The following is a 26,618-nucleotide window of genomic DNA, read 5'->3' as shown; positions in this document are numbered from 1 at the left end:
GTCAGGTGGTGGCGCGCTTCTTGAGCGGCCGCAATTCGGCAGCGAAGGGCCAGGTCACGTTGGACATGGTTTCGATGCCCGACGCGCTGAGCGCGGCGCCGAAAAGGAAGCCCTGGACAAGATCCGGCTTCACCGATTGCATGAGGATCTTGAGCTGCTCGAATGTCTCCACGCCTTCGATGGTGACGGAGAGTCCGAGGATGCGGATCAGGTCGACGACGCCCTTCAACAGCTCGAGCGAGCGCGGATTGTGGGTGATGTCCATCACGAACGACCGGTCGATCTTGATCTTGTCGAGTGGAAGCTTGTGCAGATAGCTCAGACTTGAATAGCCGGTGCCGAAATCGTCGAGGGCGATGCGGACGCCGAGCTGCTTCAGTTCCTCGATATATTGGCGGGTCAAGGACTTGTCGTCGAGCAGCGCGGTTTCCGTGACTTCGATTTCCAGGCGGCTAGCGGGGAGCCCGGAGTTCGCCAAGGCATCGCGCACCTTCTGGATAACGTCCCGGCTGCGGAAATCCCTGGCCGAGAGATTGACCGAGACACTGGTCTGGTCAGGCCATTTGGCGCATTCGGTGCAAGCCGCATGCAGCACGAAGGTGCTGATCTCGGAAATGATGCCCATCTCCTCGGCAAGCGGAATGAAGATGCCGGGCGAAATCGGCCCGAGATCGGGATGATCCCAGCGGCAAAGCGCCTCGCAGCTGGCGATGCGCATGGTGTTCATCGCCACGATCGGCTGATAGACGACCCGCAGATCCCTGCTTTCCACGGCGGTGCGCAGGTCCGCCTTCATCAGCTGGCGGTTGCGGAACGCAGCGTCCATCGCCGCCTCGAACAGCCGCCAACCGTTCTTGCCCAGTTCCTTGGCCTTGTAGAGCGCCAGGTCCGCCTTGACGATCATGGCGTCGACATCGATTTCGTCGACCTTGGACAGCACCGCGCCGGCGCTGGCCTGAATCCGCAACCCATGGCCCGCGACGTCGACCTCTCCCTGCAGCTCGGCGAAAATCTCGTCGAGCAGGCTCGCCAGATGGCTCTCATCATCAATGCGATCGAAGAACAGCATGAACTCGTCGCCGCCGAAGCGGCTGACGGTAAGGCCTTGTCCGGCAATGGCCGCCAGCCGTTCGGCGACGGCGTAGATCAGGCCATCGCCGACAGGATGGCCGAGCGTGTCGTTGACGCTCTTGAAATCGTCGAGGTCGACCACGGCCAGGCCGCACATGCGATCGCGGTCGCCCGAGGCCATCAATTCGCCGACCAGTTCGTGGAAATAGGCGCGGTTCGGAAGGCCGGTGAGGTTGTCGTAGCGCGCCATGAACCGGATCTTTTCCTCCGCTTCGACACGCGCCGTGACGTCCTCGAAGGTGATGACGCCCAATTCCTGGTTGCCCTCGCGCGCCGAAAATTCGAAGTTCTGCCCGTTGGAAAAGGAAACCAGCACCTTGCGGTCGCGCCCTTCGCGCAACGCGCGCGTCAGCTGCGCCTCGACATAGCGGCAGTCCTTTGGTGCGAGCATGCCGCCGGCGACGCCGCGCAAGAGCAGCGAATGGATCGACCGTCCGAGCAACTGGTCCGGCGATTTGAGCGACATCAGACGGGCGGCTTCCGCATTGCCGACGACCACCTTGCCATCGGGGCCGAGCATGACGAGGCCATGCGACATGGTGTTGAGGGCGCGATTGAAGCGCTGCGCGATCTGCCTCGCCTGCTTGTGTCCGACAACGGCCGAAAACAGCACGTTGCGGACATGGTCGGCGCTGCCCTTGATGATGAACATGAACGGAATGATCAGCAGGCCAAGCACGACGTAGGGAATGTCGAACCTGAGAATGAGGGCGGCGGCGATCGGCCCGACGAAGGTGACCGCGAAGATCATGACCATGCGCGGCGAGCCGTAATTTCGGCCCACGACAGTCACCAGCGAGGACAGCGTTACCGACAGCGCGCCGATCTCGGCATAGGAATCCGAGTAGACATAGATGGAAATGAAGCAAAAGAACCCCAGCAATAACCCCTGAAGGCTTCCCTTCAGGATGTATTCGCGCTCCCACCTGGTCGCATCGGCGGCGTCGCGCATCACGCCACCCGAGCGGTGGAACCGCCGCAGGCTGAAGTAGCGCCAGACGCCGATGGCAAGCAGCGCGCCTGCGAGAACCAAGAAGATGGGTTGGCCGTTGCGCCAGTACACCATGAGGCTGATGACGGCATGGCAAAGCGCGCCGATAACCAGCATATGCGCGTTGTCGAACAACGAGCGCACAAACTGGATATAAACATCCACCGGGATGTTATCGGTTTTTGTTCTGCCCATTACTGGCGCCCAATGAGCCCCAGCCTTGGCATAGTCCCATTAAAAAACCTTTAGCTTGGGCTCAAACGCCTGATTTTCGGGCGCTTTTGGCTCACTCGGCGGCCTGGAGTTCAGGCCTTGCCGGTGCCGCCGCAAGACGGTCGAGCAACCTGCGGCGCTCGCCCGCCGCCTTTTCGGCGCTTGCCCGCCGGACATGGCCATAGCCGCGGATCAGCGTCGGGACCGAGGACAGGGCTACCGCGGCCTCGATTTTGCCCGGCGCCAGCGAGCTGGCCACGAGCTGCAGATCGGCTTCGTACTGCGCCAGCAATTGCCGTTCCGTGCGCCGCTCGGCGGTGTAGCCGAACAGGTCGAAAGCCGTGCCGCGCAGGCCCTTCATCGCCGCCAGCAGGCGAAAGCCCTTCATCATCCAAGGCCCGAAGCTCGATTTCCTCGGCTTGCCGTCGTTACCGCGACGCCCCATGATCGGCGGCGCGAGATGGAATTCGAGCTTCTCATAGCTCTGGAACTGCTTGCCAAGCTCGGCGGCGAAGGAGCCGTCGGTGTAGAGCCGCGCCACCTCGTATTCGTCCTTGATCGCCATCAGCTTGAACAGGCTTTTGGCAGCGGCCTCGGTCACGGTCGTCGAACCCGGCATGGCCTTGGTTTCCGCCGCTCGCAGCGTCGAGATCCTGTCGGCATAGCGCTTGCCGTAAGCAGCGTTCTGATAGGCCGTGAGGAAAGTGACGCGGCGGGCGATGATCTCGTCGAGCGTCTCGGCGGCCGGCGCGGCGTGCCCGGTCTTGTCGGCGAAGGTTGAGCCCGGCTGGGCGACGAGGCCGCGCACAAAATCCGGCTGATGTGCGGCGCGGCGGCCCCACTGGAAAGCGGCGATGTTCATCGCCACCGCTTCGCCGTTCAATTCAATGGCCTTTTCAACGGCTTCGGCCGAGAGCGGCAGACCACCGTGCTGGAAGGCAAAGCCAAGCATGAACATATTGGCGCCGAGCGAATTGCCGAACAGTGCGGTGGCGGTACGGGTGGCGTCGAAGAAATGGGCCTTGTCGTCGCCGGCGGCGGACCGGATCGCCTTCTTCAGGCGCTCGACCGGCAGCGAGAAATCGGCCGATCGGGCAAATTCGCCCGGCATGATCTCGGCGGTGTTGGCAAGGAAGATCGTATGGCCCTCGCGCACCGCCGTCAGCACCTTCTTGGCCCCCGATACGACGAGATCGCAGCCGAGCACGAGGTCGGCCTTGCCCGCCGAAACGCGGATGGCATTGATGTCTTCCGGTGTGCGGGCGATGCGGACATGGGTGAACACAGAGCCGCCCTTCTGGGCGAGGCCGGCCATGTCGATCATGCCGCAACCCTTGTCCTCCAGATGCGCCGCCATGCCGAGCACGGCGCCGACGGTGACGACGCCGGTGCCCCCGACGCCGTCGATAATCGCCGCCCAACCCTCGACGCCGAGCGGGAATTCCACTGGTGTCGGTACGCCTTCGAGCGGGTCGGTCTTGCCGGCCAGGCCTTCTGCCTTGCGGATCTTGGCACCGTGCACGGTGACGAAGGACGGGCAGAAGCCGTTGACGCAGGAGAAGTCCTTGTTGCAGCTCGACTGGTCGATCTTGCGCTTGCGGCCAAATTCGGTCTCGACCGGCTGGATCGAGACGCAGTTCGACTGCACGCCGCAATCGCCGCAGCCTTCGCAGACCAGTTCGTTGATGAAGACGCGCTTGTCAGGATCGGGAAAAGTGCCGCGCTTGCGGCGGCGGCGCTTTTCGGCAGCGCAGGTCTGGTCGTAGAGCAGGATCGATACGCCCTTGACCTCGCGCAGCTCGCGCTGGACGAGATCGAGGTCGTCGCGGTGGTGGATAGTCGCGCCCGCCGGAAACTCGGCCTTCCCAGCATATTTGTCGGGCTCGTCGGTGACGATGGCGATGCGGTCGACGCCCTCCGCCCGCACCTGCCTGGCGATCATGTCCACGGTCAGCCCGCCTTCATGCGGCTGGCCGCCGGTCATGGCGACGGCGTCGTTGTAGAGGATCTTGTAGGTGATGTTGGCTTCGCTCGACAGGGCAAAGCGGATCGCCAGCGTGCCCGAATGGTTGTAGGTGCCGTCGCCGAGATTCTGGAAGATGTGGCCGCGCTTCGAGAACGGCGCCTGGCCGACCCATTGCGCGCCCTCGCCGCCCATCGCGGTGAAGCCGAGCGTGTTGCGGTCCATCCAGAGCGCCATGAAGTGGCAGCCGATGCCGGCGGCGGCGATCGAGCCGTCCGGCACCTTGGTCGAGGAATTGTGCGGACAGCCCGAACAGAAGAAGGGCGTGCGCGATCCGATGTCGGTAGCGTCCTTCAGCATCGCCTGGAACTGGCGCAACTTCGCGACCCTTGCCGAAATCTCTTCGGACGGGCCGATGGTCTTCACGATCCTCTCGCCCAGTGCAATGGCGATCTCGTTGGGATCCAGCGCCCCCTTGGCCGGGAACAGCCAGTCGCCGCGCTCGTCCTTCTTGCCGACGATGACCGGCTGCGTGGCGGTGCCATAAAGGCTTTCGCGCAGTTGCACCTCGATCAGCGAGCGTTTCTCCTCGACGACGACGATGGTGTCGAGACCGCGCGCGAACTCGGCGATGTGCTGCAGGTCGAGCGGCCAGGGGCAGCCGACCTTGAACAGCCGCACGCCGATGCGGTTGGCTTCCGCCTGGTCGATGCCGATATCCTCCAGCGCTTGGCGGACGTCGAGATAGCTCTTGCCCAGCGTGATGATACCGAGCTTCGGATTGCGGCCGCCCGAATAGACGATCCTGTTCAGCCCATTGGCATGGATGAAGGCGGAGGCCGCGGCACGCTTGTGCTCATGCAACCGCTCTTCCTGGCCGAGCATGTCGATCTCGTGGCGGATGTTGAGACCACCCGGCGGCATGTCGAAATCCGGGACGACGATGTTCAACCGTTCAAGCGAGGCATCGACCGAAGCTGTCGATTCGATATTGTCCTTGACGCATTTGATCGCCGCCCAGGTGCCGGCGAAGCGCGACATGGCAAAGCCATACAGGCCGTAGTCGATGATCTCCTGGACTCCGGCCGGGTTCAGGATTGGCACCATGGTGTCGACGAAGAGGAATTCGGTGGCGTGCGCATTGGTCGAGGATTCGGCCATGTGGTCGTCACCCATGAGCGCGAGGACGCCGCCATATCTAGACGAGCCGGCGAGATTGGCGTGGCGGAACACATCGCCTGAACGATCGACGCCCGGACCCTTGCCGTACCAGACCGAAAACACGCCGTCATGGGTACCCTCGCCCAACAGTTCCGTCTGCTGCGAACCCCAGCAGGCGGTGGCGGCAAGCTCCTCGTTAAGGCCAGGCTGGAAAACGATATCGGCCTCGCCGAGCTGCTTTTTCGCCTTCCAAAGCTGCATATCCAGGCCGCCGAGGGGCGAGCCGCGATAGCCCGAGACAAAGCCTGCCGTGTTCAGGCCGGCGCGGCGGTCGCGCTCGCGCTGCATCAGGAGCATGCGGATGACCGCCTGCGCGCCGGACAGGAAGATGCGCTCCTTACCAAGATCGAATTTGTCGTCGAGCGCGACATCATGCAGCGTCATCAGGCATTTCCTCTGCGAAGGCCGCGCGGGGCAGCGGCCAACGTCGGGATCGGATGACGCATCCTTTCTTCCCTTGCAAGACAGGTCAAACAAAATCGAAAGGACCAGCCAACGCGCAACAAACAGTCCGGCGGGTGCTGGGCCGCGCATGAAAGGGTGCGCCGACAGTGCGACGGCGCACAAAAATTCCGGGCGAAATCGATGCCGTCGGAAGGCGTCAGCCGGCTTTCGAGCAGTTCGGCTTTGGCTCGCCCGGCAGCTTGCCGTCGGGATGGCCGGCGAGATCGGGATTGGCCGTGTAGAGCTGGTCGATGACCAGCGGCCGGTCGGGCAGGATGGACTGGTCTTCCGTCGACATCAGCGTGGTGTCGATGGTCTGCAGGACGGCACCGTCGGCGCCCTTGATGCTGATGGCGATGGCATAGGGCTTGTTCTTGACGACGCAGGTGAGCGCCGGGCTTTCCAGGCTCACCTTGTCGAGCTTCGGCCAGATCTTCTGTTCGACCACGAAGGGCGCGCCGCCGGCCGGATTCTGGAAACTGGCGACCGCCACCTGACCCTCGCCCATCGGCCGCAAGGGCCGCAGCGTCACGACATAAGTCGCCCTGGCGAGACGGTAATTGAAGATGAATATCTTGCCGGAAACCTCGAACAGCTTGCCCTCGCCGCCGGTATCGCGACAGGCGCCGAGTGCCATCGCCGCTACCAGCGCCACGCCAACAACGATCAAGCGGGAAAGAATTCTAGGCATTCCTGACCTCATTGGCCGCGATACGGCGACGGTAGTGACGGCTTGCCTTCTGCCGGTTGCCGCACACCGCCATGTCGCACCAAAGGCGGCTGGAATTGCGGCTTCTGTCGACGAACAGCCAGGTGCAGTTGGGGCAAATCCTAAGCCTCGCGACCGTGTCGCCGCGCAGCAGTGAAAGGGCTGAAACCGCCAGCGCCGCCTCGAAGGCGATCGGCGTCGCCGGATCGCCGAATGGCCGTCCCGGCGCCCCGATCTCGGTCCGGCCGGCGACTAGGCCGTCGGCGCAGGCCCGCAGGAATTCAGGCAGGTCGGCGGTGGCGACCGCGCCCTTCGAGACCGCGCCTCGAAACAGCCGGTCGGTCGTCTCGCGGATCGACAGCACGACGGGCGCGATTGCAGCCGGCGAGGACACCGCCAGCCGCCTGTCGCCAAGCTCGACGGCGCGAAAGCCGCTGGCCGCGTCGGCGAAGCGGGCGATTTCGACCGGATCGTCGAAGCGGTCGAACGTGCGCTCCGGATCGCCGCGCAGCACGACGGTGTTTGCCGTGTCGAGCGCGAGCAGGCCGCCGGCGAAGCGGTGTGGGGTCCAGGCGACTGTCATTCCGAAAATCTAACCGATAAATCGCATTTGACAAGTTAGATTCGGCGGTGCAAACCTCAGATGCGCACAGTATGATCGCCTTTATCCGATCCGCTCCTGTCCGATCCGCTCTTGGGCGGATGATTGTGGTGTTGTCGAGCATGCTCTATTTCTTCCAGCAGGTGCTGAACGGGCTGCATTCGGGCGCGCTTTATGCCCTGCTTGCCTTCGGCTACGTGCTGACTAACGGCATCCTGCACCGCACCAACCTCGCCTATGGGGCGCTGTTTGCCTTCTGCGGCCAGGCAATGATCCTGAGCGTCGCCTTCGGCTATCAGGTGCTGTGGCTGACGCTGCTGGCTTCGGTGCTGTTCGGCGTTGTCGCGGCGTTCCTCTATGCCGCGCTCATCAGCCATGTCCTGTCACGCAGCGTCTTTGAACCATTGGCCGACCGCTCGCCCAATGCCATCGTGGTGATGACTCTCGGCATCCTGATCATCCTGTCGGAAGCAAGCCGCATCGCGGCCGACACGCATGATCTGTGGCTGCCGCCGATGCTGGCCGAGCCCATCGTTTTCGCCGAAGGCTCCGGTTTTAAGGCGACGCTGACGCTGATCCAGGTGCTCGACTGCGTCGTGGTCCTGGCGGCGGTCGCACTCGCTACATGGGCGTTTGCCCACTCAAACTTCGGCCGATGCTGGCGTGCCGTCTCCGACGACCCCAGGGCCGCCGCCCTGTGCGGCGTCGACGTGCGTGGCGTGTTTAGGCGCGCCGTGCTGTTCGGAGGCTTCTGCGCCGCGCTGGCCGGGGTCATGGCCAGTCTCTATTACGGCAATGTCAGCTTCGGTTCCGGCCTGGTCTACGGCCTGAAGATCCTGTTCGTGACGGCTGTCGGCGGCTATCTCTCGCCGCCAAGGGCCGCGCTGGGCGCGGCCGCTTTCGGCATGGCCGAATCACTGTGGGCGGGCTATTTTCCGGTCGAATGGCGCGATGCGTGGATGTATCTGTTCCTGGTGACCATGCTGATCCTGATCGGCGCCGGCCGCGACGCCGGCAAGGTCGTCTGAACCCATCAGACTTTGGTTGCATGACGTGTCGTCAGGCTGCGGTTTTCCACCGTGCCGCAAGAGCCGATGGCCTGCATCCTTCCTTCTCGTGTTGACCAACCGGGCCACGCACTGCATACGGTTGGGCCAGGCGGCGCGACGAAAAAAGGGGGATCGCGCGTCACCGCATCAGGGAGGAATGCATGGCAGGGCTTCTCGCTCTATCCAGAACGATCGATCGTATGAACGAGTTCATCGGCAAATCGGTATCCTGGCTGATCCTGCTGGCGATCCTGGTGAGTGCGGCCAACGCGGTCATCCGCAAGGTGTTCGACACATCGTCGAACGCGTGGCTCGAGCTGCAATGGTACCTCTTCGGCGCCGCCTTCATGCTGGCCGCCGCCTATACGCTGAAAAAGAACGAGCATATCCGCATCGATATCGTCTACGGCCTGTTTTCACGCCGCCTGCAGCACTGGATCGACCTCTTCGGCCACCTCTTCTTCCTGATGCCGTTCGTGACGCTGATGGTGTTCTATTTCGTGCCCTACGTATCGCTGTCGTTCCACAGCGGTGAAATGTCGACCAACGCCGGCGGCCTGATCGTGTGGCCGGCCAAGGCCATCCTGCTGGTCGGCTTTTTCCTGCTCGCGCTGCAGGGCATTTCCGAGATCATCAAGAAGATCGCCATCATGCGCGGCATCATTGACGATCCCAACCCGTTCATTTCCGTGCACGAACAGGCTGAACTCGAAGCCAAGGCGCTCGCTGAAGAAGCCAAGGCGCTCGCTGAAGAGGTGCGTTCGTGATGGAGTTCATCGCCCAGAACATGGCGCCGATCATGTTCGCCTCGCTGATCCTGTTCATGCTGATCGGCTATCCCGTTGCCTTTTCGCTCGCCGCCAACGGCCTGATGTTCTTCTTCATCGGCGTGCTTTTGACGCCCTATTCGGGCGGCGCGATCAATCTCGCCTGGCCGCTGCTCTATGCGCTGCCGGACAATTTCTACGGCAGCCGGGTGATGTCGAACGACACGCTGCTGGCCATTCCGTTCTTCACCTTCATGGGCATCGTGCTTGAGCGATCGGGCATGGCCGAGGACCTGCTCGACACCATCGGCCAGTTGTTCGGACCGATCCGCGGCGGCCTCGCCTATGCGGTGATCTTCGTCGGCGCGCTGCTGGCGGCGACCACCGGCGTGGTGGCGGCATCCGTCATTGCCATGGGGCTGATTTCGCTGCCGATCATGCTGCGCTATGGTTATGACCGCCGGGTCGCATCGGGCGTCATCGCAGCGTCGGGCACGCTCGCCCAGATCATTCCGCCATCGCTGGTGCTGATCGTTCTCGCCGACCAGCTCGGCCGCTCTGTGGGCGACATGTATGCCGGCGCCCTGATCCCCGGCCTGGTGCTGACCGGCCTATACACGCTCTACATCGTGATCATGTCGATCGTCCGGCCAAAGTCGATGCCGGCGCTGCCGCTCGAGGCGCGGACACTTGGCCATGGCGTGGTGTCCTTGCTGATCGCGTTGATAGCGGCCGTGGCCATCGCTTACGCGGCCTACCGTTACCTAGTGCCAGCTCATGGCGACAATGCCGACATTCTCGGCGCGGCCGTCGGCGTTATCTTCATCTACGTCGTCGCGATTCTCGACCGCGGCCTGAACATCAACATGATGTCGCGGCTGGCGCAGCAGGTCGTGATCGTGCTGATCCCGCCGCTGGCGCTGATCTTCCTGGTGCTCGGCACCATCTTCCTCGGCATCGCCACCCCAACCGAAGGCGGCGCCATGGGCGCGGTCGGCGCACTGGCGATGGCGGCGATGAAGGGCCGGCTGTCGATGGACGTGATCAAGCAGGCACTGGCCTCGACGACGCGGCTGTCGTCCTTCGTGCTGTTCATCCTGATCGGCGCGCGGGTGTTCTCGCTGACCTTCTACGGCGTCAACGGCCAGATCTGGGTCGAGCACCTCTTGACCTCGCTGCCGGGCGGCGAAGTCGGCTTCCTGATCGGCGTCAACATCCTCGTCTTCTTCCTCGCGTTTTTCCTCGATTTCTTCGAACTCGCCTTCATCATCGTGCCGCTGCTGGCGCCGGCCGCCGACAAGCTCGGCATCGACCTGATCTGGTTCGGCGTGCTTCTGGGCGTCAACATGCAGACCAGTTTCATGCATCCGCCGTTCGGTTTCGCGCTGTTCTACCTGCGCTCGGTCGCCTCGCGCGTGCCCTATCTCGATCGCTTGACCGGCAAGAAGATCGCGCCGGTGACGACGGGCCAGATCTATTGGGGCGCGGTGCCGTTCGTCTGCATCCAGGTCATCATGATCGGCCTGACCATCGCCTTCCCGCAAATGGTGATGCGCTACAAGGGCGCGGCCGTCGATTCCGGCACGATCGACTACAAGGTGCCGGAAATGCCCAGCCTGTCGCCGCTTGGCAGGCCGGAAGGTGGCGGCGCGCCTGCCAATGGCGGTGGCGCACCGGCGGCGCCCGGCACGCCCGACCTGTCGCAACCGCCAAATTTCGGCGATACGCCGCCGGCCAAGCCGGCGACGCCGACGCCGGACCTGTCGCAGCCGCCGAATTTCAATTGAGATCGGAGGGGAAGACGCCATGAAAGCCGTGCGGCTGGAGAGAGTGGGCAGCATCGCGCTGCGCGAGGTCGCCAAGCCGGCCCCCGGTCCGGACGAGCTTCTGGTGCGGATCGAGGCCTGCGGTGTCTGCGGCACCGACCGGCATCTTTTTCACGGCGAGTTTCCCTGCAGGCCGCCGGTGACGCCGGGGCACGAATTCTCCGGCATCATCGAGGCGATCGGCACCGCCGTCTCAGGCTTTGCTGTCGGTGATCGGGTCACTGGCGATCCCAACATCGCCTGTGGACGCTGCGGCCACTGCCATGCCGGCCGCGTCAATCTGTGCAGCAATCTCACCGCCATCGGCATCCACCGCGACGGCGGCTTTGCCGATTATGTGGTGATGCCGCAGAAACAGGCCTTTGTCCTTCCCGCGGATATGAAGCCGACACATGGCGCTTTCTGCGAGCCGCTCGGCTGCTGCCTGCACGGCGTCGACCTTGCCGAGATCAAGCCAGGCAGTTCGGTTGTCGTGCTCGGCGGCGGTGTCATCGGCCTGCTCACCGTTCAACTGGCGCGGCTTGCCGGGGCCACCACCATCATCCTGTCGACAAGGCAAGCCTCGCGGCGCGCGCTTGCCAGGGAACTCGGTGCGACGGCGACGGTCGACCCCACAGCCGCCGATGTGATCGATGCCATCGCCGGTCCGACCGGCCTGATGCCAGACGGCGTCGACGTCGTGTTCGAATGCGCCGGTGTGCGCGAGACCGTCGAGCAGTCGATGCGGCTGGCAAGGGCCGGCGGCACCGTCGTCATCGTCGGCGTGACGCCGCAAGGCATGAAAGCGGAATTCGAGCCCTTCGACCTGTTGTTCCGGGAGCTGAAGGTGCTGGGCTCGTTCCTCAACCCCTACACACACCGCCGCGCCGCCGCGCTCATCGCGTCGGGCGCCATCGAGATCGACCAGCTGATCTCCAGGCAAGTCACGCTCGAAGAGGCGCCGGCGGTGATCGCCAACGCGCCGGCTCCAGGCGAAGTGAAGGTGCTGGCGGTGCCGGGTTTGGGCTGAGGCGCGGGCTTCGGGCGTCTGGCAATTGCCGTCGCCGTTGAGGAAAAGCCCCGGGACAGAAGAGCCCCGGGGCTTCGAACAAATAAAGTGCGATCGCCTACAGCTTGCTGTTGCGCTGCTGGACCATCATGAAGGTGTCGTAGTTGTATTCGGCCACCTGCGCCCAGAGATAGTGCTCCTTGCGGAAGCCTTTGATCGATTCCCAGATCTTCTTGAACGGCGCGTTCGAGGTTTCCATTTCGGCATAGACCTCGTTGGCCTTCTCGAAGCACGCGGCCATGATCTCCTGGCTGAACGGACGCAGTTTCGCCCCGCCGGCCACCAGCCGCTTCACCGCCGGAGGGTTCACGTAGTCGTATTTCTGCAGCATGTTGGCATCGGCGGCCTGGGCGCACGTGCGCAGCAGCGATTTGTAGGTCGGCGAAAGCTCATCGTATTTCGCCTTGTTGAACATCAGGTGGACGGTCGGGCCGCCCTCCCACCAGCCTGGATAGTAGTAATAGGGCGCGACCTTGTAGAAGCCGAGCTTCTCGTCGTCATAGGGGCCGACCCATTCAGCGGCGTCGATGGTGCCCTTTTCCAGCGCCGGGTAGATGTCGCCGCCGGCGATCTGCTGCGGCACGACGCCGAGCTTCTGCACCACTTTGCCGGCAAAGCCGCCGATGCGCATCTTGAGGCCGGAGAGGTCGGCGACGGTGTTGATCTCCTTGCGGAACCAGCCACCCATCTGCACGCCGGTGTTGCCGCCCGGCAGGCCGAACAGACCTTGCGTGGCGAGGAACTCATTGAACAGGTCGATGCCGCCGCCATGGTAGTGCCACGCATTCATGCCGCGCGCGTTGAGCGAGAAGGGCACCGCCGCACCCAGCGCCCATGTCGGATCCTTGCCCCAGTAATAATATGCCACCGTGTGGCAGGCCTCGACCGTGCCGGCCGTGGTGGCGTCGGCGGCCTGCAGGCCGGGAACGAGTTCGCCCGCGGCAAAGACCTGGATCTGGAAATTGCCGTCGGTGGCTTCAGACAGCATCTTGGAGAACACTTCGGCCCCCCCATAGATGGTGTCGAGCGACTTCGGGAAGGAGGACGCCAGCCGCCATGTCACCTTGGTATTGGACTGGGCTATTGCCGGTGCGGCGAGCGTGGCCGCTGCCGCGGCTGCGCCGACGCCGGTGACGCCGGCCTTGCGTATGAATGAACGACGATCCATGCAGTTCCTCCCTTTTGGATCAACAGACCGACGTTCGGGAAATCCTCGGCCCCCGCATCGGTTCGCACGAAACAATACACGGGCAAGGAGTCGAGTCCAGCACCGCGGCCGGATTTGGTGGCGAAGCCGCGCGATCCTGCAACTATAGTCTAACAGGCGGTTTCCTGGCCCATGCGGCACGCCGAAACTTGGCTGGAAAAATGCCCGGGGATCGCTTATTTTAAAGGCAGGACATCCCTTGCCAGATGGAAAACAGACCCAAAATGCAGCAGCCGCTCGTCGCCATATCGACCGACGTCCGTCAATTCGACAACTACACCTGGCATGCCGCGCCCCAACAATATCTGGAAGCAGCAATCGTAGGTGCCGGCGTTTTCCCCTTGCTCGTGCCTTCGTTCGGCGACCGGCTGGACTTCGACGAACTCCTGTCGTCGGTCGACGGCGTCATGCTGACCGGCTCGAAATCCAATGTCGATCCCTCACTCTATGGCGGCGATGCCAGCGAAGCCAATGGCCCCTATGACACCGCGCGCGACTCCACGACGCTGCCGCTGATCCGCAAGGCGATCGAGCGCGGCGTGCCGCTGCTTGCCATCTGCCGTGGCATCCAGGAGCTGAACGTGGCGCTTGGCGGCACGCTGGGCACCGAGATCCAGGAGCGCGAGGGGTCGCTGGACCACCGCGCGGCGGTGAGCGACAAACAGGATGAGCGCTTCGCCATTCACCAGACCATTTCGATCAAGCCAGGCAGTTGCCTCGCCGGCGTGTTCGGCGCGGGCGACATCAAGGTCAATTCCTTGCATCGCCAGGCGATCGACCGGTTGGGCTCGAAGCTCGAGATCGAGGCTGTCGCCGCCGACGGCACGGTCGAAGCGGTTTCGGTCAAGGGCGCGCGCGCCTTCGCCGTCGGCGTCCAGTGGCATCCCGAATACTGGGTCAAATCGGACAGCAATTCCGCCAAGATTTTTCGCGCTTTCGGTGATGCGGTGCGTTTGCACGCGGCGGCGAAAGCCGGCGCACGGGCCGCGGCTGAGTAGTCAGTTTCCGCGCTTCAAGCCACCGTCTGATGCCAGCGACAGCAACGGCAGCGCCGGGGCGTAGGATTCGTAGCCGTTGCCGTCAGCCACGGCGAAGGTGACGATCGGATCTATGCCGTTGGCGCTGAAGGCGACCGTTCCGTCGTTTTGCTCGCGCCAGAATTTCGCCTGCTCGAGGCCCGGCAGGAGCCGTCGGCAATTCGGAGCCACGGTCAACAGCGACAGGCCATCCGAGACCGAGGCACCGCGCGTGACCGCGCAGGCCCCCTCGTCGCCATTGGCAACCAGCCTGTAGGCATTGGACTGCGTGGCCTCATTGGCAGTGCTTTCCCCGCTGCCGTCATGAAACAGTTGAATGCCGCCCAACAGCGCGGCGGCGGCGATCAATGCGGAAAGCGTTTTCATCATTCTTCATCCAGCATACAGGATGAAGAATGATTTCAAAGGGTTAAGCCGACGTTAATAGGGATGGCAGCGCCACCGCTCAAGGGCGAGCCTTCACATGCGCCGTCTCGGGCACCGGTGTCAGCGGCCGGCGTTCGCTGAACCACGACACCAGATTGTCGACGCACAGATCGGCCATGGCGCGGCGCGTGTGCTCCGAGGCCGAGCCGACATGCGGCAACAGAGAGGTGTTTGGCAAGTCGAGCAACGCCTTGGGGACATTCGGCTCGTCGGCGAAGACATCGAGCCCGGCTGCGGCGATGGTGCCGTCGGCGAGAGCGGCCGCGAGGGCCGCCTCGTCGACGGTGCTGCCGCGGCCGATGTTGACGAAGACGCCGTTCGCGCCGAGCGCCGACAGGATTTCGGCATTGACCGCTTTCTGTGTCGATGCACCGCCGGGCGCCACCGAAATCAGCGTGTCGACTGCCTCGGCCAAGCCCTTCAGCGTCGCGTGATATTGGTAGGCAAGACCTTCGACACGACGCCGATTGTGATAGGCGACCGGCAGTCCGAACGCCTCCAGCCGCCGTGCAATGGCCTGGCCAATGCGGCCCATGCCGAAAATGCCGACACGGCGCGCGCGCAAGGTCAGCCGGCTCAGCGGATAGTTGCCCTTGCGCACCCAGCTGCCGTCACGCAGCCAGGTCTCGGCGCGCGGCAGGTCGCGGATTGTGTTGATCAGCAGGCCGATCGCGGTGTCGGCGACCTCCTCGGTCAGGACGTCGGGCGTGTTGGTGACCATGATGTTCTTCGCCGCCGCATGGTGGACGTCGACCGAATCATAGCCGACGCCGAAGGAGGCGATGAGTTCGAGATTGGGCAACGCATCCATCATCGCCGCACTGATGCCGGCAAAGGATGCGATGCCACGCACGGCGCGGCGCATCTCCTCGGTGACCAGCGCCGGATCGGCGCGCTCGATGCCGACGCGCCTGAAGGTCCGTTGGATACGCCCGACGGCGTGATCGCTGAAATCCGCCGGCACCAAAATGGCAACGGCTTGCAGATCCTTGGCCCTGGTCATGCACGCTCCACCGGCTTGCCGGTCGACTGGCGCACATGCAGTTCCGGCTTGATCAATTCCTGCGAGGGCCGCACCGTCTGCCCGTTGAGCTTGTCGAGCAGCGCGCTGGCGGCGCGGCGACCGACCTCGCGCTGGCCGTTCCAGACGGTGGTCAGCGCCGGCGTTGCGATCGCCGCCTCCTCGAGATCGTCATAGCCGGTGACGGAGATGTCGATGCCCGGCACCAGGCCGGCGCGCGCTATGCCGTTCATCAGGCCGATGGCGACGAGGTCGTTCCAGCAGCAGGCGGCGGTCGGTCTGTCCTTCAGCGCCAGGAACTGCCCGGCCGCCTCGAAGCCGGCTTGCTTGGTGCGCGGGCCGGCAATGCGCCAGGACGGTCTGACTTCAAGCCCCGCCGCCTCCATGGCATTGACATAGCCCTGGTAGCGATCACGCCCGGTCGAGGTCTGGTCGGTGCCGCCAATCATGGCGATGCGCTTGTGGCCGAGCGAGATCAGGTGGTTGGTGGCGAGGCCCGTGCCATAGGCATCGTCACCGCGAAACACCGGCACGTCGGCGCCCTCCACGGTGCGTGCGATCAGCACCGCCGGCAAGCCGTTGTCCTCGGCCATGACGATATCTGATGCGGGCGTGCCGATGGCCGGCGACATGATGACGCCGTCGGCGCCGAGCTGCAGCAGCGTATCGATGAAGGTGCGCTGCTTTTCGAGCTGATCATAATGATTGGACAGGATGAAGGTTTGCCGGCTGCGATCGAGCTCGCTCTCGATCGAGCGCAGGATCTCGGCGAAGAACGGGTTCATTATGTCGTGCACGACGACACCGACAATGCCCGAGCGCGAGGTGCGCAGACTGGCGGCGCGGCGGTTGTAGATATAGCCGATGGCGCGGGCGTGTTCCTTGATGCGGTCGCGCGTCGAGCCGGCGACCAGCGGACTGTCGCGCAGCGCCAGCGAAACCGTGGCCGTGGACACGCCGAGCGCATCCGCGATCGTCGACAGCTTGATCTTCTGTGCCAGGCTTTCGCTCCCCGTCGTTTTTTAAACTGTTTAAGGGCGGCCTTATGCCATCGATCGGGGCCAAATCAAAGTTTTTTTGCCAGCGCTTCGGCCTCGACATCCGAGGCCGCGCGGCTGCGGAGCCGAAGCCGGTGTTCGCGATGGACGATGTAGAGGCCGCTGGCGACGATGATGGCGGCGCCGACCAGCGTCCAGCGGTCGGGGAACTGCTTGAAGACAAGCCAGCCGGAAATGATCATCCACACCATCTGCGAATAGGGATAGGGCGCCAGCGCCGTGGTCGTCGCCAGCCGATAGGCCTGCACCAGCAGCCAATGGCCGACGCCGCCGAACACACCAAGCATGAGCAGGACGAACCAGTGCCACCCATCGTGCGGCAAGGAAAAGGAGAACGGCAGCATGGGTAAAAGCAGCACCGCCGGCGCCAGCGCCGAGAACAGGATCAGGCTTTCCGACGTCTCGGTCGCCGACATGCGGCGCGTCATGATGACATAGAAGCAGTTCGACAGCATCGAGCCGAGCGCGAAGAGATGTCCGACGCCGAAAACACCGACACCCGGCCTCGTGATGATCAAGACCCCGGCGAAAGCGGCCAGGATCGCCAGCCAACGCCGCCAGCCGGCCCATTCGCCCAGCAGCGGGCCGGCAAGCGCGGTGATCACCATCGGCCCGAAGAAATAGATCGATGTCGTCTCGGCCAGTTGCAGGGAGCGCAGCGCCAGGACGTTGAACATGGTCGAGCCGAACAGGAAGGCGCCGCGTATCACATGCGCGGGCAAGTTGACCGGGCGAAACCGCACCGGCTCGCGCCAGCCGCGCAGCAGCGCCCCGACCAGCACGACATGCACGGCAAAGCGCACCCAGGCGACGATCAGGACGGAGACGCCTGCAAGGACGAGATATTTGCTGCTGGTGTCGAGGAAGGTGAAAAAGACATAGGTCGTCAGCATGCACAGGATCGCCGCCGGCGGCGTCGCGCTTTCTGCATTTCTTTGGGAAGGATTCACGTGCAGGCCGGGGGAAAAGCTGGGCTGGAGCCCACCTTTTGCGGGAATTGTCGCTTGCCGGCAAGCCAAAAGCGTCTGGCACAACAAGACGCCTGGACAGGCTTAGCCTCTTCCGGCATTTCACGGCCCAAACCGCCATCCGCTCAGGTCAAGTCTGAGTGCAGGCTCCATGGTCTTTTTTGTTGATCGACGTCGAAGCATGCCGACTTGACGACATGCACCTTTCCGCCTAGCCGTGATGCCATGAACATCGCAATGATTTTCATCGTGGTAAGCGAGCGCATGGGCAGGATGGTGTAACCATCGGGCGAAAGCACCCATGCGCGGTAAGCAGGCTCCTGACGGGGCCTTTTTTTATGCCCGGAATTCGGGCCGCCCCGTCAGACCCTCACTTCAATCCCACTGACCAGGCGAACGAGATCATGGCGAGCGATAACCCCATTCCGAGTCCGAGCACGGACACAATCAGGAAAACGATATTCTCCGAACCGGCGGCTCCACCCCGACTAATCACTCTTATCTTGCTTTCAGCTCTTGCAGTGTTGCCGGTGAACATGATCTTGCCGTCGCTGCCGAACATTGCCGCAACGTTCCAAGCTGATTTCGCATTGGTCAATCTGTCGATTGCCGGCTTTGCGATCATCACCGCCCTCATAGAGGCCGTCGGAGGCGCAATATCGGACCGATTTGGGCGAAGGCTGGTCGTCTTGGCATCTCTCTCGATCTTCGTCGCCGCGTCCATCGGCTGCGCCCTGGCCCCCAACATCGGCATTTTTCTTCTGTTTCGCGCTATGCAAGCGTGCATTGGCCCCTGTTACTCGGTCGCTCTGGTCATCATCAAAGAGACATCAGGTGAGCGCGAAGCCGCCAGCAAATTTGGTTATCTCGCCATGGGGTGGGCGCTCGCACCAATGGTCGGTCCTTTGTTTGGCGGGTCCCTGGACGAACTGTTCGGATGGCGGTCAAGCTTCATTGTCTTCGCGATCCTCGGCGCGGCCGCCTTGGCCTTGTCCGTGCGCGAAATCAGGAGAACGGCCACCCCATTGTCGAGATCCAATGGGAACTGCGTTGCCTCATATGGACTGCTCCTCCGGTCAGCGCGGTTTTGGGCCTACACCCTGTGCATGGCCTGCTCAATGGGCGTGCTTTATGTGTTCCTGGGAGGAGCGCCATTGATCGTCGGTGATGCGCTCGGTGGATCAAGCATGAAGCTCGGCTTTTACATGGGATTAGTCCCGACCGGCTTCATTCTCGGCAGCTATTTGGCCGGGCGTTACGCCTCGAAGATCTCGCTGAGCGCCACACTTGTTTTTGCACGCCTCCTGACCTGCGCGGGTCTGCTGGTCGGCCTGGTCCTGTCAAGCTTTGGCACCACGCACGTTCTGGCCCTCTTTGGACCTTGCGTGTTCATCGGTGTCGGCAACGGGTTGACCATGCCCGCCGCCAACAGCGGCGCATTGTCGGTACAGCCGGATCTGGTTGGCACCGCCGCAGGACTGGCCGCCGCCGTGAGGATCGGCGGCGGGGCACTCATCGCCTCCATCGCCGGCCTGTTTCTTGCAGATTCAGCTCCAGCGCTTTTTTCCATGATGCTGGTGTCGGCGGTATTCGCATTGCTGGCGGCACTGTATGCCGCTCTTCTCGATCGTCGGCAGCCAGCCGATTGAGTTTGTGAGTTTGCCTCTATGCATGCATGCGGGCACCCTTGGTGATCTTGTCGACGACCTTCTTGTCGGCGCGCAGCGCGATGCCGACCACCTTGGCGTCTTCGGGCGCGAATTCGGCAAAGACGGCGCGATTGGCGGCGTCGAAGCCGGTCGAAAACATCTCCTCGACATAGAGCGAGGTGGTGACGCCGCGTTCCAGCGCACGCCGGTGGATCGCACCAAGCGCCGCATGGTCGGCCGAGAGCACGATGACCGGCTGGATCGACAGGGGATTGTAAAGATTGTCGGCGCGGTCGCGATAGGGCTCGCCGATGATGTCGGGGAATTGCGCGACGACGCCGCTGGTCAGGAAGGCGGTGACGTTGAGTTTCTGCCAAACGGGCAAGTCTTCCCGCAGTACGATTGCAAATTTCGTATCGAACATGAGAAAATGCGCCATTCGAGGTTAGGGCCCCGTATTGCGAGGCTGAAGGAGACGATGTCGTTCGAACTAGACCGTCAGGCCTTCGAGGGTCTTGGACGTTTGTGCGCCGATGCCGCTGAAAGCTGCATCATCTCCGCTACCGACCCTGCGGGGATGGAGCGCATCGAGGCGCGGTTTCACGGCAGCGCCTTCGATCCGCATCGCCACGACACCTATGCGATCGGGGTGACGCTGCGCGGCGTGCAGACCTTTCGCTATCGAGGTGCCGCGCGGCACAGCCTGCCAGGCCAGATCATCGTGCTGCATCCGGACGAATTGCACGATGGCGGCGCGGGCACCGAGGAAGGCCTGCGCTACAGAATGCTCTATCTCGAGCCGTCACTGATGCTCGACTGTCTCGGCGGCACAGCGCTGCCGTTCGTCAGCGACGGCGTGGTGAGCGACGATGCCTTCCGCGCGACGCTGCTTTCGGCGCTTGGGCCATTGGAGCAGGAACTCGACGAGCTATTCGTCGACGACTTCCTGGCTCAACTGATGCAAAGCCTCGCCCGGCATGCCGGTCAGCCGGCAAAGGCACTAGCCGGGACGGCGTGGCGAGCGGTGACACTGGCGCGTGAATATCTCTCGGAAAACCTCGACCGGCCCGTGCGTTCGGACGAGTTGGAAGCCATCACGGGTCTCGACCGCTATGCCCTGTCGAGACATTTCCGCGCGGCCTTCTCGACCAGTCCGCATCGTTTCCTGGTGATGCGCCGGCTTCAGAGCGCGCGCAGGATGATCGCCGCCGGCGAGCCCTTGGCACAGATCGCGGTCGAGGCCGGCTTCAGCGACCAGAGCCATTTCAACAGGCAATTCAAGAAAGCGTTCGGCATGACACCGGGACGCTGGTCGTCCTTGATCCACGGAGCTACCGCGGCGGCTTGATAGCCGAAGAGATCATTCGTCCGCCTCGGCGTCGTCGTCGATCAGCACCAATTCCTCGTTGGAGAGGTTGGCCTCGATACGGGCGAGCAGCTTGAACAGCGCCTTCTGGTCTTTCTTGTCGAGGCCCTTCAGCGCCTGCTTTTCGGTCTTCTTCACCGACTTCTCGATAGCACGGATGGTTTCACGGCCGATATCGGTGAGGAAGATATGGGCCTGGCGGGCATCGGAGTTCGACGCGCGTTTTTCCAGAAAACCCTGTGCCTGCAGCCGGTTGATGGTCTTGGTGATGGTCGGCGGACGCACGCCGAGACGCCCGGCAAGGTTGCCCGGTGTCTGGCCGTCCTCGCGGTCCAGCGACAGCATGATCTGGTCCTGGCCGGCGTAGAAGCCGTGCGCCAGAAGCCGTGCCGCCAGCGCGGTCCTTGCCAGCCTTGCCGCCGAATGCAGCCGGCTCATCGTTGCAGTCTTGTCCGCCTTGGCCATGGTCATCCCTCTTCGGCCGTACCGGTGCGCACAGCATAGACGCAGCCGGCCGGTTGGCAATCAACGATCGAAAAAAATCCGGCATCCGAAACAGCTTTGCCGGCAAGCATTTGCGGTGTCCGCCGTGGTGATGCCAGATGTTTATTTCAGTTAGATGACAAACGAGTTTCGCGTGCAGGACATTCGGACCAACCGCTGCGTGAATGCGGTCCGACACCCGGCAGCCCGGGCAAGGCGCCCCCCTGATCATTCCATCGCGCGGCGGCGACCGCTTTTCGCGGCCACGATGTCAGAACGAATCCCAGCCGTTAAATTTGGCCCATGGTTTGCCCCGTGCAAAAGCCCGGCGCACATCCTATATGGAGCCGACAATCCCTTTCGCGGCCTGGATTTCAGGGCCCAGTCATTTCGAGGCAAGCCATGAGCGACGCACAGACGCAGATTCCCGTAACCGTTCTTACCGGCTATCTCGGCGCCGGCAAGACGACGCTGCTCAACCGCATCCTGTCGGAGACCCACGGCAAGCGTTACGCCGTGATCGTCAACGAATTTGGCGAGATCGGCATCGACAACGAGCTGATCGTGGAATCCGACGAGGAAATCTACGAGATGAACAATGGCTGCGTCTGCTGCACGGTGCGCGGCGACCTGATCCGCGTCGTCGAGGGCCTGATGCGCCGGCCCGGCCGCTTCGACGCCATCGTCGTCGAGACCACCGGGCTCGCCGATCCGGTACCGGTGGCGCAGACCTTCTTCATGGATGACGACGTGCGCTCCAAGACCAAGCTCGATGCCGTGGTGGCGCTGGTCGACGCCAAGCATTTGCCGCTGCGGCTCAAGGATTCCAAGGAAGCCGAGGACCAGATCGCCTTCGCCGACGTCGTGGTGCTCAACAAGACCGACCTTGTGACCCCGGAAGAACTCGCCAAGGTCGAGGCGACGATCCGCGCCATCAATCCGGCGGCCAGGATCCATCGTACGACCCGCGCCGGTGTCGAGCTGTCGGAAGTGCTCGACCGCGGCGCCTTCGACCTGTCCCGGGCATTGGAAAACGATCCGCATTTCCTCGAGTCGCATGACGATCATGATCACCATGACCATGATCATGATCATCACGACCATGATGGCCACGATCACCACCATCATGATCATGATGGGCATGACCATCACGCGCATCCTTCCGACATCCATGACGTGACGGTGCAGTCGGTGTCGCTGCGCGGCGGCGAGATGGACCCGAAGAAATTCTTCCCTTGGATCGAGAAGATCACCCAGATGGAAGGTCCCAACATCCTGCGACTGAAAGGCATTATCGCGCTCAAGGGCGATGATGAGCGCTATGTCATCCAGGGCGTGCACATGATCATCGAAGGCGACCACCAGCGCGCCTGGAAGGACGGCGAGAAGCACGAAAGCCGGCTGGTGTTCATCGGCCGCGAACTCGACGCCGAGCGGCTGAGGAAGAGTTTCGAGGCCTGCCAAGCCTCGTAGGGCTGTATTGAAGGGCTCTCGAGATTGACTATGGATCCATGTACACATATCATGTGTACATGGACCCGAGGAGATTTCCGATGCCCAGGTCGGCCGACAACAAAACGGAGCGCTATCAAATCCGCATCGCGCCTGCGCAGAAGGCGATGATCGCGCGCGCTGCCGCGCTATCTCATCAGGACGTTACCGACTTCATTCTCAACAAGGTGGTTCCGGAAGCACAGGCCGTAATCGAAGCAGCCGAGGTTGCGAAAGTGTCCGACCGCGATTTCACACGTATACTCGATCTGCTGGAGAACCCGCCGAAACCCAATGCCAAGCTCCGAGCAGCGATCGCAGCCTTGCCGGATACTCTGTGACGCTTCCCGCCTGGCACGAGGAGCCGATTGCGAAACGCCATGATCGGGCCTCGTTCGATTGCGGCGATGCGCAGATGAACGATTTTCTGCGGCGGTTCGCGCGGCAAAGCCACGAACAAAATGCCGCCAAGACTTTCTGTGCGATCGACGACACGGCTTTGGAGCGGATCTTTGGCTTCTATACGATCGCGCCGTCAGCCATTGCTCATGAAACCGTGCCGGAGACGATGACGAGAGGCTTGGCGCGGCACGAGGTTTCCGGCTTCAAGCTTGCCCGGCTGGCGACCGACCGCAGCGTCGCCAGGCAAGGACTCGGAGGTCAACTGCTTGCCGCCGCCGCGTTGCGCTGCTTGCGACTTGCTGGCGAAGGCGGCGGCATCCTGCTCATCATCGATGCCAAGAGCGAGCGGGCCGCAAGATGGTATGCCAGCTACGGGGCCGAGCGTCTCGATGGATCGGATCTGACCTTGGTGATGCCATTGGCGACGTTCGCAACCGATCTGCGGGCGAAGGGGCTGCTTTGATGACAGCCTCTCGCCATCTGATCTGCCGGTTGCCGGAACCGCAAACGTCGAGTAAGCCGCCTCTGTAATCTCATTCAGTTGAAAAAAGACAATCATGCCCACAGTCGCCCCGCTTGATCTCGAAGGCCATTGCGTTACCGCCGTCTTCCTTGGCGATGTGCCGCATTTCGCGCTGGCCGATGGTGCCGTCCATCGGCTCGACAATGGCCACAAGACTGTGCAGGCCAATGATGGGCTGCTCGCGGCTTTCCATGACGCGGCCAACGACCGGCTGATCACCGGCGGCGAGGACGGCAAGGTGTTTGCCGTCAAAGCCGGCGGCGAGACCCAGGAGGTGGCGAGCGCCGGCAAGAAATGGATCACCAGCGTTGCCGCCGGGCCGCAAGGGGCCGTCGCCTATGCCACGGGCAAGACCGCTTTCGTGCGCTTCGCCGATGGCAAGACCCGGGAATTTGCCCATCCGCGCTCGGTCGAGGGGCTGGCGTTCTCGCCCAAGGGCATGCGCTTCGGCGTTGCTCGCTACAATGGCGCGACGCTGCATTTCCCGGCCGCCGAAGGCAAGCCGGTGGAACTCGAATGGGCGGGCGCCCACACCGGCATCACCTTCTCGCCGGACGGCGCCTTTCTGGTCACCACCATGCAGGAAAACGCCCTGCATGGCTGGAAACTCGCCGACGGCAAGCACATGCGCATGAGCGGCTATCCCGGCAAGGTTAAAAGCCTGTCGTGGAGCGTGAAAGGCAAGTGGCTGGCCAGTTCCGGCGCGCCGGCGGCGATCGTCTGGCCGTTTTCGGCTAAGGACGGGCCGATGGGCAAGGCGCCGCTGGAACTCGGCACGCGCGGCAACGCCATGGTGACGGCGGTCGCTTGCCACCCGAGCCAGGATGTCGTCGCCGTCGGCTATGACGACGGCATGGTCATGGCCGTGCGCTTTTCCGACGCCAAGGAAGTGCTTTTGCGGCGCCCGGGCAAAGGCGCCATCACCGCGATGATGTGGGACAAGGAAGAACGCCGCGTCGCCTTCGGCAGTGCCGCCGGCGACTGCGGCGTCATCGACATCACTGCGTAGTTTCGAAACAGCGGATTACTCGGCGCCGCAGGAAACCTTGCCGGTCAGATCGACCGGCTTGCCATCGCTGTCCTTGTCGGCCGTGCTGTCATAGACGGCGAGTTTGTAGTCTCCATCATAGACGCCCTCGTCGCTGGCCCTGGTCAGGATCGTGAGTTCGACCGAACTGTAGGTCTTGGCCACCTCCTGCTCGTGGTAGATGTTCAGCCGCAGCTCCTTGTTGTCGAGCCAGTATTGGGTGAGGTTGGAGTTCTCGAAAGTGGCCTTGCGCAGATGATCGCCGGCCGGCCCTGCCTTGATCTCCAGGTCGCCGCGAAAATTGAAGGTCGGGCCGCCCATGCCAGTGGTGACGCCAGCATCGACCTGGAATTTCACCTGTGAATCATCGACGGAGCACCAGATGCCGCCGGTCGCAAAAGCCGTACCGGCCGACAGGAACAGTGCCGTCACGCAGATGATCGTCCGCATTTCCCTTGCCCCAATTCCGTTCCATTGGCGCCGACTTCGCGCAGAGCGTCAAGCGCCGCCAGCTAGAGCTGAGCCAATGCAGAACGGCCGCGCGGCCAATTGCCGTTGCGGAGGTGGATTGGCTAAGAGGAACGTGCCAGAGGGGGTTTTCATGCACAGCGACAGTTCAAAAACCATCGGCGGTATCAGCCGCGACCGCATCGCGCAATTGCGCGAGACGGAAGGTGCCGTATTCCGCAAGGCGCGGCCAAAATCGCAGGCCAAGGTCGGCAACGGTGTCCCCGGCTTCTTCGGCGGCGTGCCGATGCACTGGATGAACGACTGGCCGACGCCGTTTCCGATCCTGGTCGATAGTGCCCGCGGCGCCACGATCACCGATATGGACGGCAACAAGCTCGACGATTTCTGCCTCGGCGACACCGGTTCGATGTTCGGCCATTCGCCTCCGCCGGTGGCACGCGCCATTCGCCGCCAGGCTGGGCGCGGCTTGACTTACATGCTGCCTTCGGAAGACGCGCTCGCCATCGGGCCGCTGCTGCAGCAGCGCTTCGGCCTGCCTTTCTGGCAGATCGCGACGACGGCGACCGACGCCAACCGGTTCGCGCTACGCGTCGCCCGCGCCATCACTGGGAGAGAAAAAATCCTGGTCTTCAACGGCTGCTATCACGGCTCGGTGGACGAGACGATGGTGCGGCTGATCGACGGCAAACCAATCAACCGGCCCGGACTGGCGGGCGAATTCCGCGACCTGACCCGAACGGCCAAGGTCATCGAATTCAACGATGTCGCCGCTCTCGAAGCGGCGCTGAAGGACAGGGATGTCGCTTGCGTCATCGCCGAGCCGGTGCTGACCAATTCCTGCATGGTGCTTGCCGATCCCGGCTACCATGATGCGCTGCGAAAGTTGACGCGCGAAGCGGGCACGCTGCTTTTGATCGACGAGACGCACACGATCTCGACCGGCCCGGGCGGCTACACCAGGAAATATGGCCTGGAGCCGGACTTGTTCGTGCTGGGCAAGCCGATTGCCGGCGGCGTGCCGGCGAGCGTCTGGGGGATGAGCGAGGAGGTCGCGTCGCGCTATGCCGACTACAACAGGACGAAAGAGCCTGGCTATTCCGGCATGGGCACGACGCTGTCGGCCAACCCGCTGCAGTTCGCGGCGATGCGCGCCACGCTCGAGGAGGTGATGACGCAGGAGAATTACGACCGCATGGATCATCTGGCGCGGCGGCTCGATGCTGGGCTGACCGGCGTGATCAATCGCTATCGTCTGCCCTGGCATGTCTCCCGTGTCGGGGCCCGCATTGAGTTCATCTGCGCGCCCGGCCCGCTGTGCAATGGCGCCGAGGCCGAGGATGCACATGCACCGGAACTGGAGGCCGCCATCCATGTCGCGCTGGTCAATCGCGGCGTGCTGATCGCACCCTTCCACAACATGATGCTGATCTCACCGGCAACGTCAGGCGCCCAGGTCAACCGGCTGATCACCGCTTTTGGCTCGGTTGCGGCAAAGCTTGCGGCATGAGACAAGCCACCAAGCCAAA

General features: G+C 63.1%; 24 protein-coding genes. 12 read left to right on the top strand and 12 right to left on the bottom strand.

The window, feature by feature from the left end:
- Position 1 precedes the first annotated feature (1 nt).
- The 4 genes from FJ492_RS03890 to FJ492_RS03875 form a co-directional block, all read right to left on the bottom strand.
- Positions 2-2,317: an EAL domain-containing protein gene (locus tag FJ492_RS03890; RefSeq protein WP_140506713.1), complete on the bottom strand. Its 2,316-nt coding sequence runs from the start codon at positions 2,315-2,317 to the stop codon at positions 2-4.
- Positions 2,318-2,408: 91 nt separating this feature from the next.
- Positions 2,409-5,903 carry an indolepyruvate ferredoxin oxidoreductase family protein gene (locus FJ492_RS03885; RefSeq protein WP_140716387.1) on the bottom strand — a complete coding sequence of 1,165 codons (3,495 nt, stop codon included), beginning with the start codon at positions 5,901-5,903 and terminating at the stop codon, positions 2,409-2,411.
- Positions 5,904-6,120: 217 nt separating this feature from the next.
- Complete coding sequence (locus FJ492_RS03880) at positions 6,121-6,666, bottom strand: hypothetical protein (RefSeq protein WP_140506716.1); 546 nt, start codon at positions 6,664-6,666, stop codon at positions 6,121-6,123.
- Positions 6,647-7,255 (bottom strand): CGNR zinc finger domain-containing protein, encoded by a 609-nt coding sequence (locus FJ492_RS03875; RefSeq protein WP_140716385.1) that lies wholly within the window; start codon positions 7,253-7,255, stop codon positions 6,647-6,649. The genes FJ492_RS03880 and FJ492_RS03875 overlap by 20 nt, the downstream gene beginning before the upstream one ends.
- A gap of 140 nt (positions 7,256-7,395) precedes the next feature.
- Between FJ492_RS03875 and FJ492_RS03870 the strand changes: the two genes are divergently transcribed.
- The 4 genes from FJ492_RS03870 to FJ492_RS03855 all read left to right on the top strand — a co-directional run bounded on the left by FJ492_RS03870 (position 7,396) and on the right by FJ492_RS03855 (position 11,924).
- Positions 7,396-8,301 carry a branched-chain amino acid ABC transporter permease gene (locus FJ492_RS03870; RefSeq protein ID WP_140768702.1) on the top strand — a complete coding sequence of 302 codons (906 nt, stop codon included), beginning with the start codon at positions 7,396-7,398 and terminating at the stop codon, positions 8,299-8,301.
- A 182-nt stretch (positions 8,302-8,483) separates the two neighbouring features.
- Positions 8,484-9,089, top strand: coding sequence for a TRAP transporter small permease subunit (locus FJ492_RS03865; protein ID WP_140768565.1), 606 nt, complete (start codon positions 8,484-8,486; stop codon positions 9,087-9,089).
- Positions 9,089-10,876: a TRAP transporter large permease subunit gene (locus tag FJ492_RS03860; protein WP_140768700.1), complete on the top strand. Its 1,788-nt coding sequence runs from the start codon at positions 9,089-9,091 to the stop codon at positions 10,874-10,876. Before FJ492_RS03865 ends, FJ492_RS03860 begins: the two co-directional genes overlap by 1 nt.
- 19 nt (positions 10,877-10,895) lie before the next feature.
- Positions 10,896-11,924, top strand: a complete 1,029-nt coding sequence (locus tag FJ492_RS03855; RefSeq protein WP_140506722.1) for a zinc-dependent alcohol dehydrogenase family protein — start codon at positions 10,896-10,898, stop codon at positions 11,922-11,924.
- Between the two features lie 97 nt (positions 11,925-12,021).
- Here FJ492_RS03855 and FJ492_RS03850 read toward each other — a convergent pair whose 3' ends face one another.
- The gene (locus tag FJ492_RS03850; protein ID WP_140716379.1) at positions 12,022-13,131 is read right to left on the bottom strand and encodes a TRAP transporter substrate-binding protein; all 1,110 of its coding nucleotides are present in this window, start codon (positions 13,129-13,131) and stop codon (positions 12,022-12,024) included.
- Between the two features lie 263 nt (positions 13,132-13,394).
- Here FJ492_RS03850 and FJ492_RS03845 point away from each other — a divergent pair, with 263 nt between their 5' ends.
- Positions 13,395-14,168: a gamma-glutamyl-gamma-aminobutyrate hydrolase family protein gene (locus FJ492_RS03845; RefSeq protein WP_140506725.1), complete on the top strand. Its 774-nt coding sequence runs from the start codon at positions 13,395-13,397 to the stop codon at positions 14,166-14,168.
- Here FJ492_RS03845 and FJ492_RS03840 read toward each other — a convergent pair whose 3' ends face one another.
- The 4 genes from FJ492_RS03840 to FJ492_RS03825 form a co-directional block, all read right to left on the bottom strand.
- A complete protein-coding gene (locus FJ492_RS03840) occupies positions 14,169-14,573 on the bottom strand; it encodes a hypothetical protein (protein ID WP_181165950.1) in 405 nt (134 codons plus the stop codon).
- Positions 14,574-14,652: 79 nt separating this feature from the next.
- A complete protein-coding gene (locus FJ492_RS03835; RefSeq protein WP_140506728.1) occupies positions 14,653-15,636 on the bottom strand; it encodes a 2-hydroxyacid dehydrogenase in 984 nt (327 codons plus the stop codon).
- Positions 15,633-16,655: a LacI family DNA-binding transcriptional regulator gene (locus FJ492_RS03830; RefSeq protein WP_140506730.1), complete on the bottom strand. Its 1,023-nt coding sequence runs from the start codon at positions 16,653-16,655 to the stop codon at positions 15,633-15,635. The genes FJ492_RS03835 and FJ492_RS03830 overlap by 4 nt, the downstream gene beginning before the upstream one ends.
- A gap of 65 nt (positions 16,656-16,720) precedes the next feature.
- Complete coding sequence (locus FJ492_RS03825) at positions 16,721-17,605, bottom strand: DMT family transporter (RefSeq protein ID WP_181165949.1); 885 nt, start codon at positions 17,603-17,605, stop codon at positions 16,721-16,723.
- Between the two features lie 479 nt (positions 17,606-18,084).
- On the opposite strand from FJ492_RS03825, the gene FJ492_RS03815 reads away from it, so the two are divergent.
- Positions 18,085-19,329, top strand: coding sequence for a multidrug effflux MFS transporter (locus FJ492_RS03815; RefSeq protein WP_140768563.1), 1,245 nt, complete (start codon positions 18,085-18,087; stop codon positions 19,327-19,329).
- 16 nt (positions 19,330-19,345) lie between these two features.
- Here FJ492_RS03815 and FJ492_RS03810 read toward each other — a convergent pair whose 3' ends face one another.
- Positions 19,346-19,753 carry a DUF2000 family protein gene (locus FJ492_RS03810; RefSeq protein WP_140506737.1) on the bottom strand — a complete coding sequence of 136 codons (408 nt, stop codon included), beginning with the start codon at positions 19,751-19,753 and terminating at the stop codon, positions 19,346-19,348.
- Positions 19,754-19,807: 54 nt separating this feature from the next.
- On the opposite strand from FJ492_RS03810, the gene FJ492_RS03805 reads away from it, so the two are divergent.
- A complete protein-coding gene (locus tag FJ492_RS03805) occupies positions 19,808-20,677 on the top strand; it encodes an AraC family transcriptional regulator (protein WP_140768561.1) in 870 nt (289 codons plus the stop codon).
- A 12-nt stretch (positions 20,678-20,689) separates the two neighbouring features.
- Here the strand turns inward: FJ492_RS03805 and FJ492_RS03800 are convergent, their stop codons facing one another.
- On the bottom strand, positions 20,690-21,160 hold the full coding sequence (locus FJ492_RS03800; RefSeq protein ID WP_140506741.1) for a MarR family transcriptional regulator: 471 nt from the start codon (positions 21,158-21,160) through the stop codon (positions 20,690-20,692).
- Between the two features lie 420 nt (positions 21,161-21,580).
- Between FJ492_RS03800 and FJ492_RS03795 the strand changes: the two genes are divergently transcribed.
- The 4 genes from FJ492_RS03795 to FJ492_RS03780 all read left to right on the top strand — a co-directional run bounded on the left by FJ492_RS03795 (position 21,581) and on the right by FJ492_RS03780 (position 24,603).
- On the top strand, positions 21,581-22,651 hold the full coding sequence (locus FJ492_RS03795; RefSeq protein ID WP_140716370.1) for a GTP-binding protein: 1,071 nt from the start codon (positions 21,581-21,583) through the stop codon (positions 22,649-22,651).
- 80 nt (positions 22,652-22,731) lie between these two features.
- On the top strand, positions 22,732-23,010 hold the full coding sequence (locus tag FJ492_RS03790; protein ID WP_027142795.1) for a DUF1778 domain-containing protein: 279 nt from the start codon (positions 22,732-22,734) through the stop codon (positions 23,008-23,010).
- Entirely contained in the window at positions 23,007-23,534 is a 528-nt protein-coding gene (locus FJ492_RS03785) for a GNAT family N-acetyltransferase (protein ID WP_140716368.1), read from the top strand. Before FJ492_RS03790 ends, FJ492_RS03785 begins: the two co-directional genes overlap by 4 nt.
- Positions 23,535-23,628: 94 nt before the next feature.
- Entirely contained in the window at positions 23,629-24,603 is a 975-nt protein-coding gene (locus tag FJ492_RS03780; RefSeq protein WP_140716366.1) for a WD40 repeat domain-containing protein, read from the top strand.
- 15 nt (positions 24,604-24,618) lie between these two features.
- Here FJ492_RS03780 and FJ492_RS03775 read toward each other — a convergent pair whose 3' ends face one another.
- Positions 24,619-25,071: a hypothetical protein gene (locus FJ492_RS03775; protein ID WP_140768559.1), complete on the bottom strand. Its 453-nt coding sequence runs from the start codon at positions 25,069-25,071 to the stop codon at positions 24,619-24,621.
- Between the two features lie 151 nt (positions 25,072-25,222).
- Between FJ492_RS03775 and FJ492_RS03770 the strand changes: the two genes are divergently transcribed.
- Positions 25,223-26,599: an aspartate aminotransferase family protein gene (locus FJ492_RS03770; protein ID WP_140716362.1), complete on the top strand. Its 1,377-nt coding sequence runs from the start codon at positions 25,223-25,225 to the stop codon at positions 26,597-26,599.
- Positions 26,600-26,618 lie beyond the last annotated feature (19 nt).

Origin of the sequence: Mesorhizobium sp. B2-5-4 (assembly GCF_006441095.1) — a bacterium.
In the GTDB taxonomy this organism is placed as follows: Bacteria; Pseudomonadota; Alphaproteobacteria; order Rhizobiales; family Rhizobiaceae; genus Mesorhizobium; species Mesorhizobium salmacidum.
The sequence above is the reverse complement of the archived record's forward strand: the minus strand, read 5'-3'. Positions and strand labels throughout refer to the sequence as shown.

What these genes read in the sequence shown, in the direction of transcription:
- FJ492_RS03890 (WP_140506713.1), bottom strand. Translation starts at nt 2,317, where the DNA reads ATGGGCAGAACAAAAACCGATAACATCCCGGTGGATGTTTATATCCAG.
- FJ492_RS03885 (WP_140716387.1), bottom strand. Translation starts at nt 5,903, where the DNA reads ATGACGCTGCATGATGTCGCGCTCGACGACAAATTCGATCTTGGTAAG.
- FJ492_RS03880 (WP_140506716.1), bottom strand. Translation starts at nt 6,666, where the DNA reads ATGAGGTCAGGAATGCCTAGAATTCTTTCCCGCTTGATCGTTGTTGGC.
- FJ492_RS03875 (WP_140716385.1), bottom strand. Translation starts at nt 7,255, where the DNA reads ATGACAGTCGCCTGGACCCCACACCGCTTCGCCGGCGGCCTGCTCGCG.
- FJ492_RS03870 (WP_140768702.1), top strand. Translation starts at nt 7,396, where the DNA reads ATGCTCTATTTCTTCCAGCAGGTGCTGAACGGGCTGCATTCGGGCGCG.
- FJ492_RS03865 (WP_140768565.1), top strand. Translation starts at nt 8,484, where the DNA reads ATGGCAGGGCTTCTCGCTCTATCCAGAACGATCGATCGTATGAACGAG.
- FJ492_RS03860 (WP_140768700.1), top strand. Translation starts at nt 9,089, where the DNA reads ATGGAGTTCATCGCCCAGAACATGGCGCCGATCATGTTCGCCTCGCTG.
- FJ492_RS03855 (WP_140506722.1), top strand. Translation starts at nt 10,896, where the DNA reads ATGAAAGCCGTGCGGCTGGAGAGAGTGGGCAGCATCGCGCTGCGCGAG.
- FJ492_RS03850 (WP_140716379.1), bottom strand. Translation starts at nt 13,131, where the DNA reads ATGGATCGTCGTTCATTCATACGCAAGGCCGGCGTCACCGGCGTCGGC.
- FJ492_RS03845 (WP_140506725.1), top strand. Translation starts at nt 13,395, where the DNA reads ATGCAGCAGCCGCTCGTCGCCATATCGACCGACGTCCGTCAATTCGAC.
- FJ492_RS03840 (WP_181165950.1), bottom strand. Translation starts at nt 14,573, where the DNA reads ATGAAAACGCTTTCCGCATTGATCGCCGCCGCCGCGCTGTTGGGCGGC.
- FJ492_RS03835 (WP_140506728.1), bottom strand. Translation starts at nt 15,636, where the DNA reads ATGACCAGGGCCAAGGATCTGCAAGCCGTTGCCATTTTGGTGCCGGCG.
- FJ492_RS03825 (WP_181165949.1), bottom strand. Translation starts at nt 17,605, where the DNA reads ATGCTGACGACCTATGTCTTTTTCACCTTCCTCGACACCAGCAGCAAA.
- FJ492_RS03815 (WP_140768563.1), top strand. Translation starts at nt 18,085, where the DNA reads ATGGCGAGCGATAACCCCATTCCGAGTCCGAGCACGGACACAATCAGG.
- FJ492_RS03810 (WP_140506737.1), bottom strand. Translation starts at nt 19,753, where the DNA reads ATGTTCGATACGAAATTTGCAATCGTACTGCGGGAAGACTTGCCCGTT.
- FJ492_RS03805 (WP_140768561.1), top strand. Translation starts at nt 19,808, where the DNA reads ATGTCGTTCGAACTAGACCGTCAGGCCTTCGAGGGTCTTGGACGTTTG.
- FJ492_RS03800 (WP_140506741.1), bottom strand. Translation starts at nt 21,160, where the DNA reads ATGGCCAAGGCGGACAAGACTGCAACGATGAGCCGGCTGCATTCGGCG.
- FJ492_RS03795 (WP_140716370.1), top strand. Translation starts at nt 21,581, where the DNA reads ATGAGCGACGCACAGACGCAGATTCCCGTAACCGTTCTTACCGGCTAT.
- FJ492_RS03790 (WP_027142795.1), top strand. Translation starts at nt 22,732, where the DNA reads ATGCCCAGGTCGGCCGACAACAAAACGGAGCGCTATCAAATCCGCATC.
- FJ492_RS03780 (WP_140716366.1), top strand. Translation starts at nt 23,629, where the DNA reads ATGCCCACAGTCGCCCCGCTTGATCTCGAAGGCCATTGCGTTACCGCC.
- FJ492_RS03775 (WP_140768559.1), bottom strand. Translation starts at nt 25,071, where the DNA reads ATGCGGACGATCATCTGCGTGACGGCACTGTTCCTGTCGGCCGGTACG.
- FJ492_RS03770 (WP_140716362.1), top strand. Translation starts at nt 25,223, where the DNA reads ATGCACAGCGACAGTTCAAAAACCATCGGCGGTATCAGCCGCGACCGC.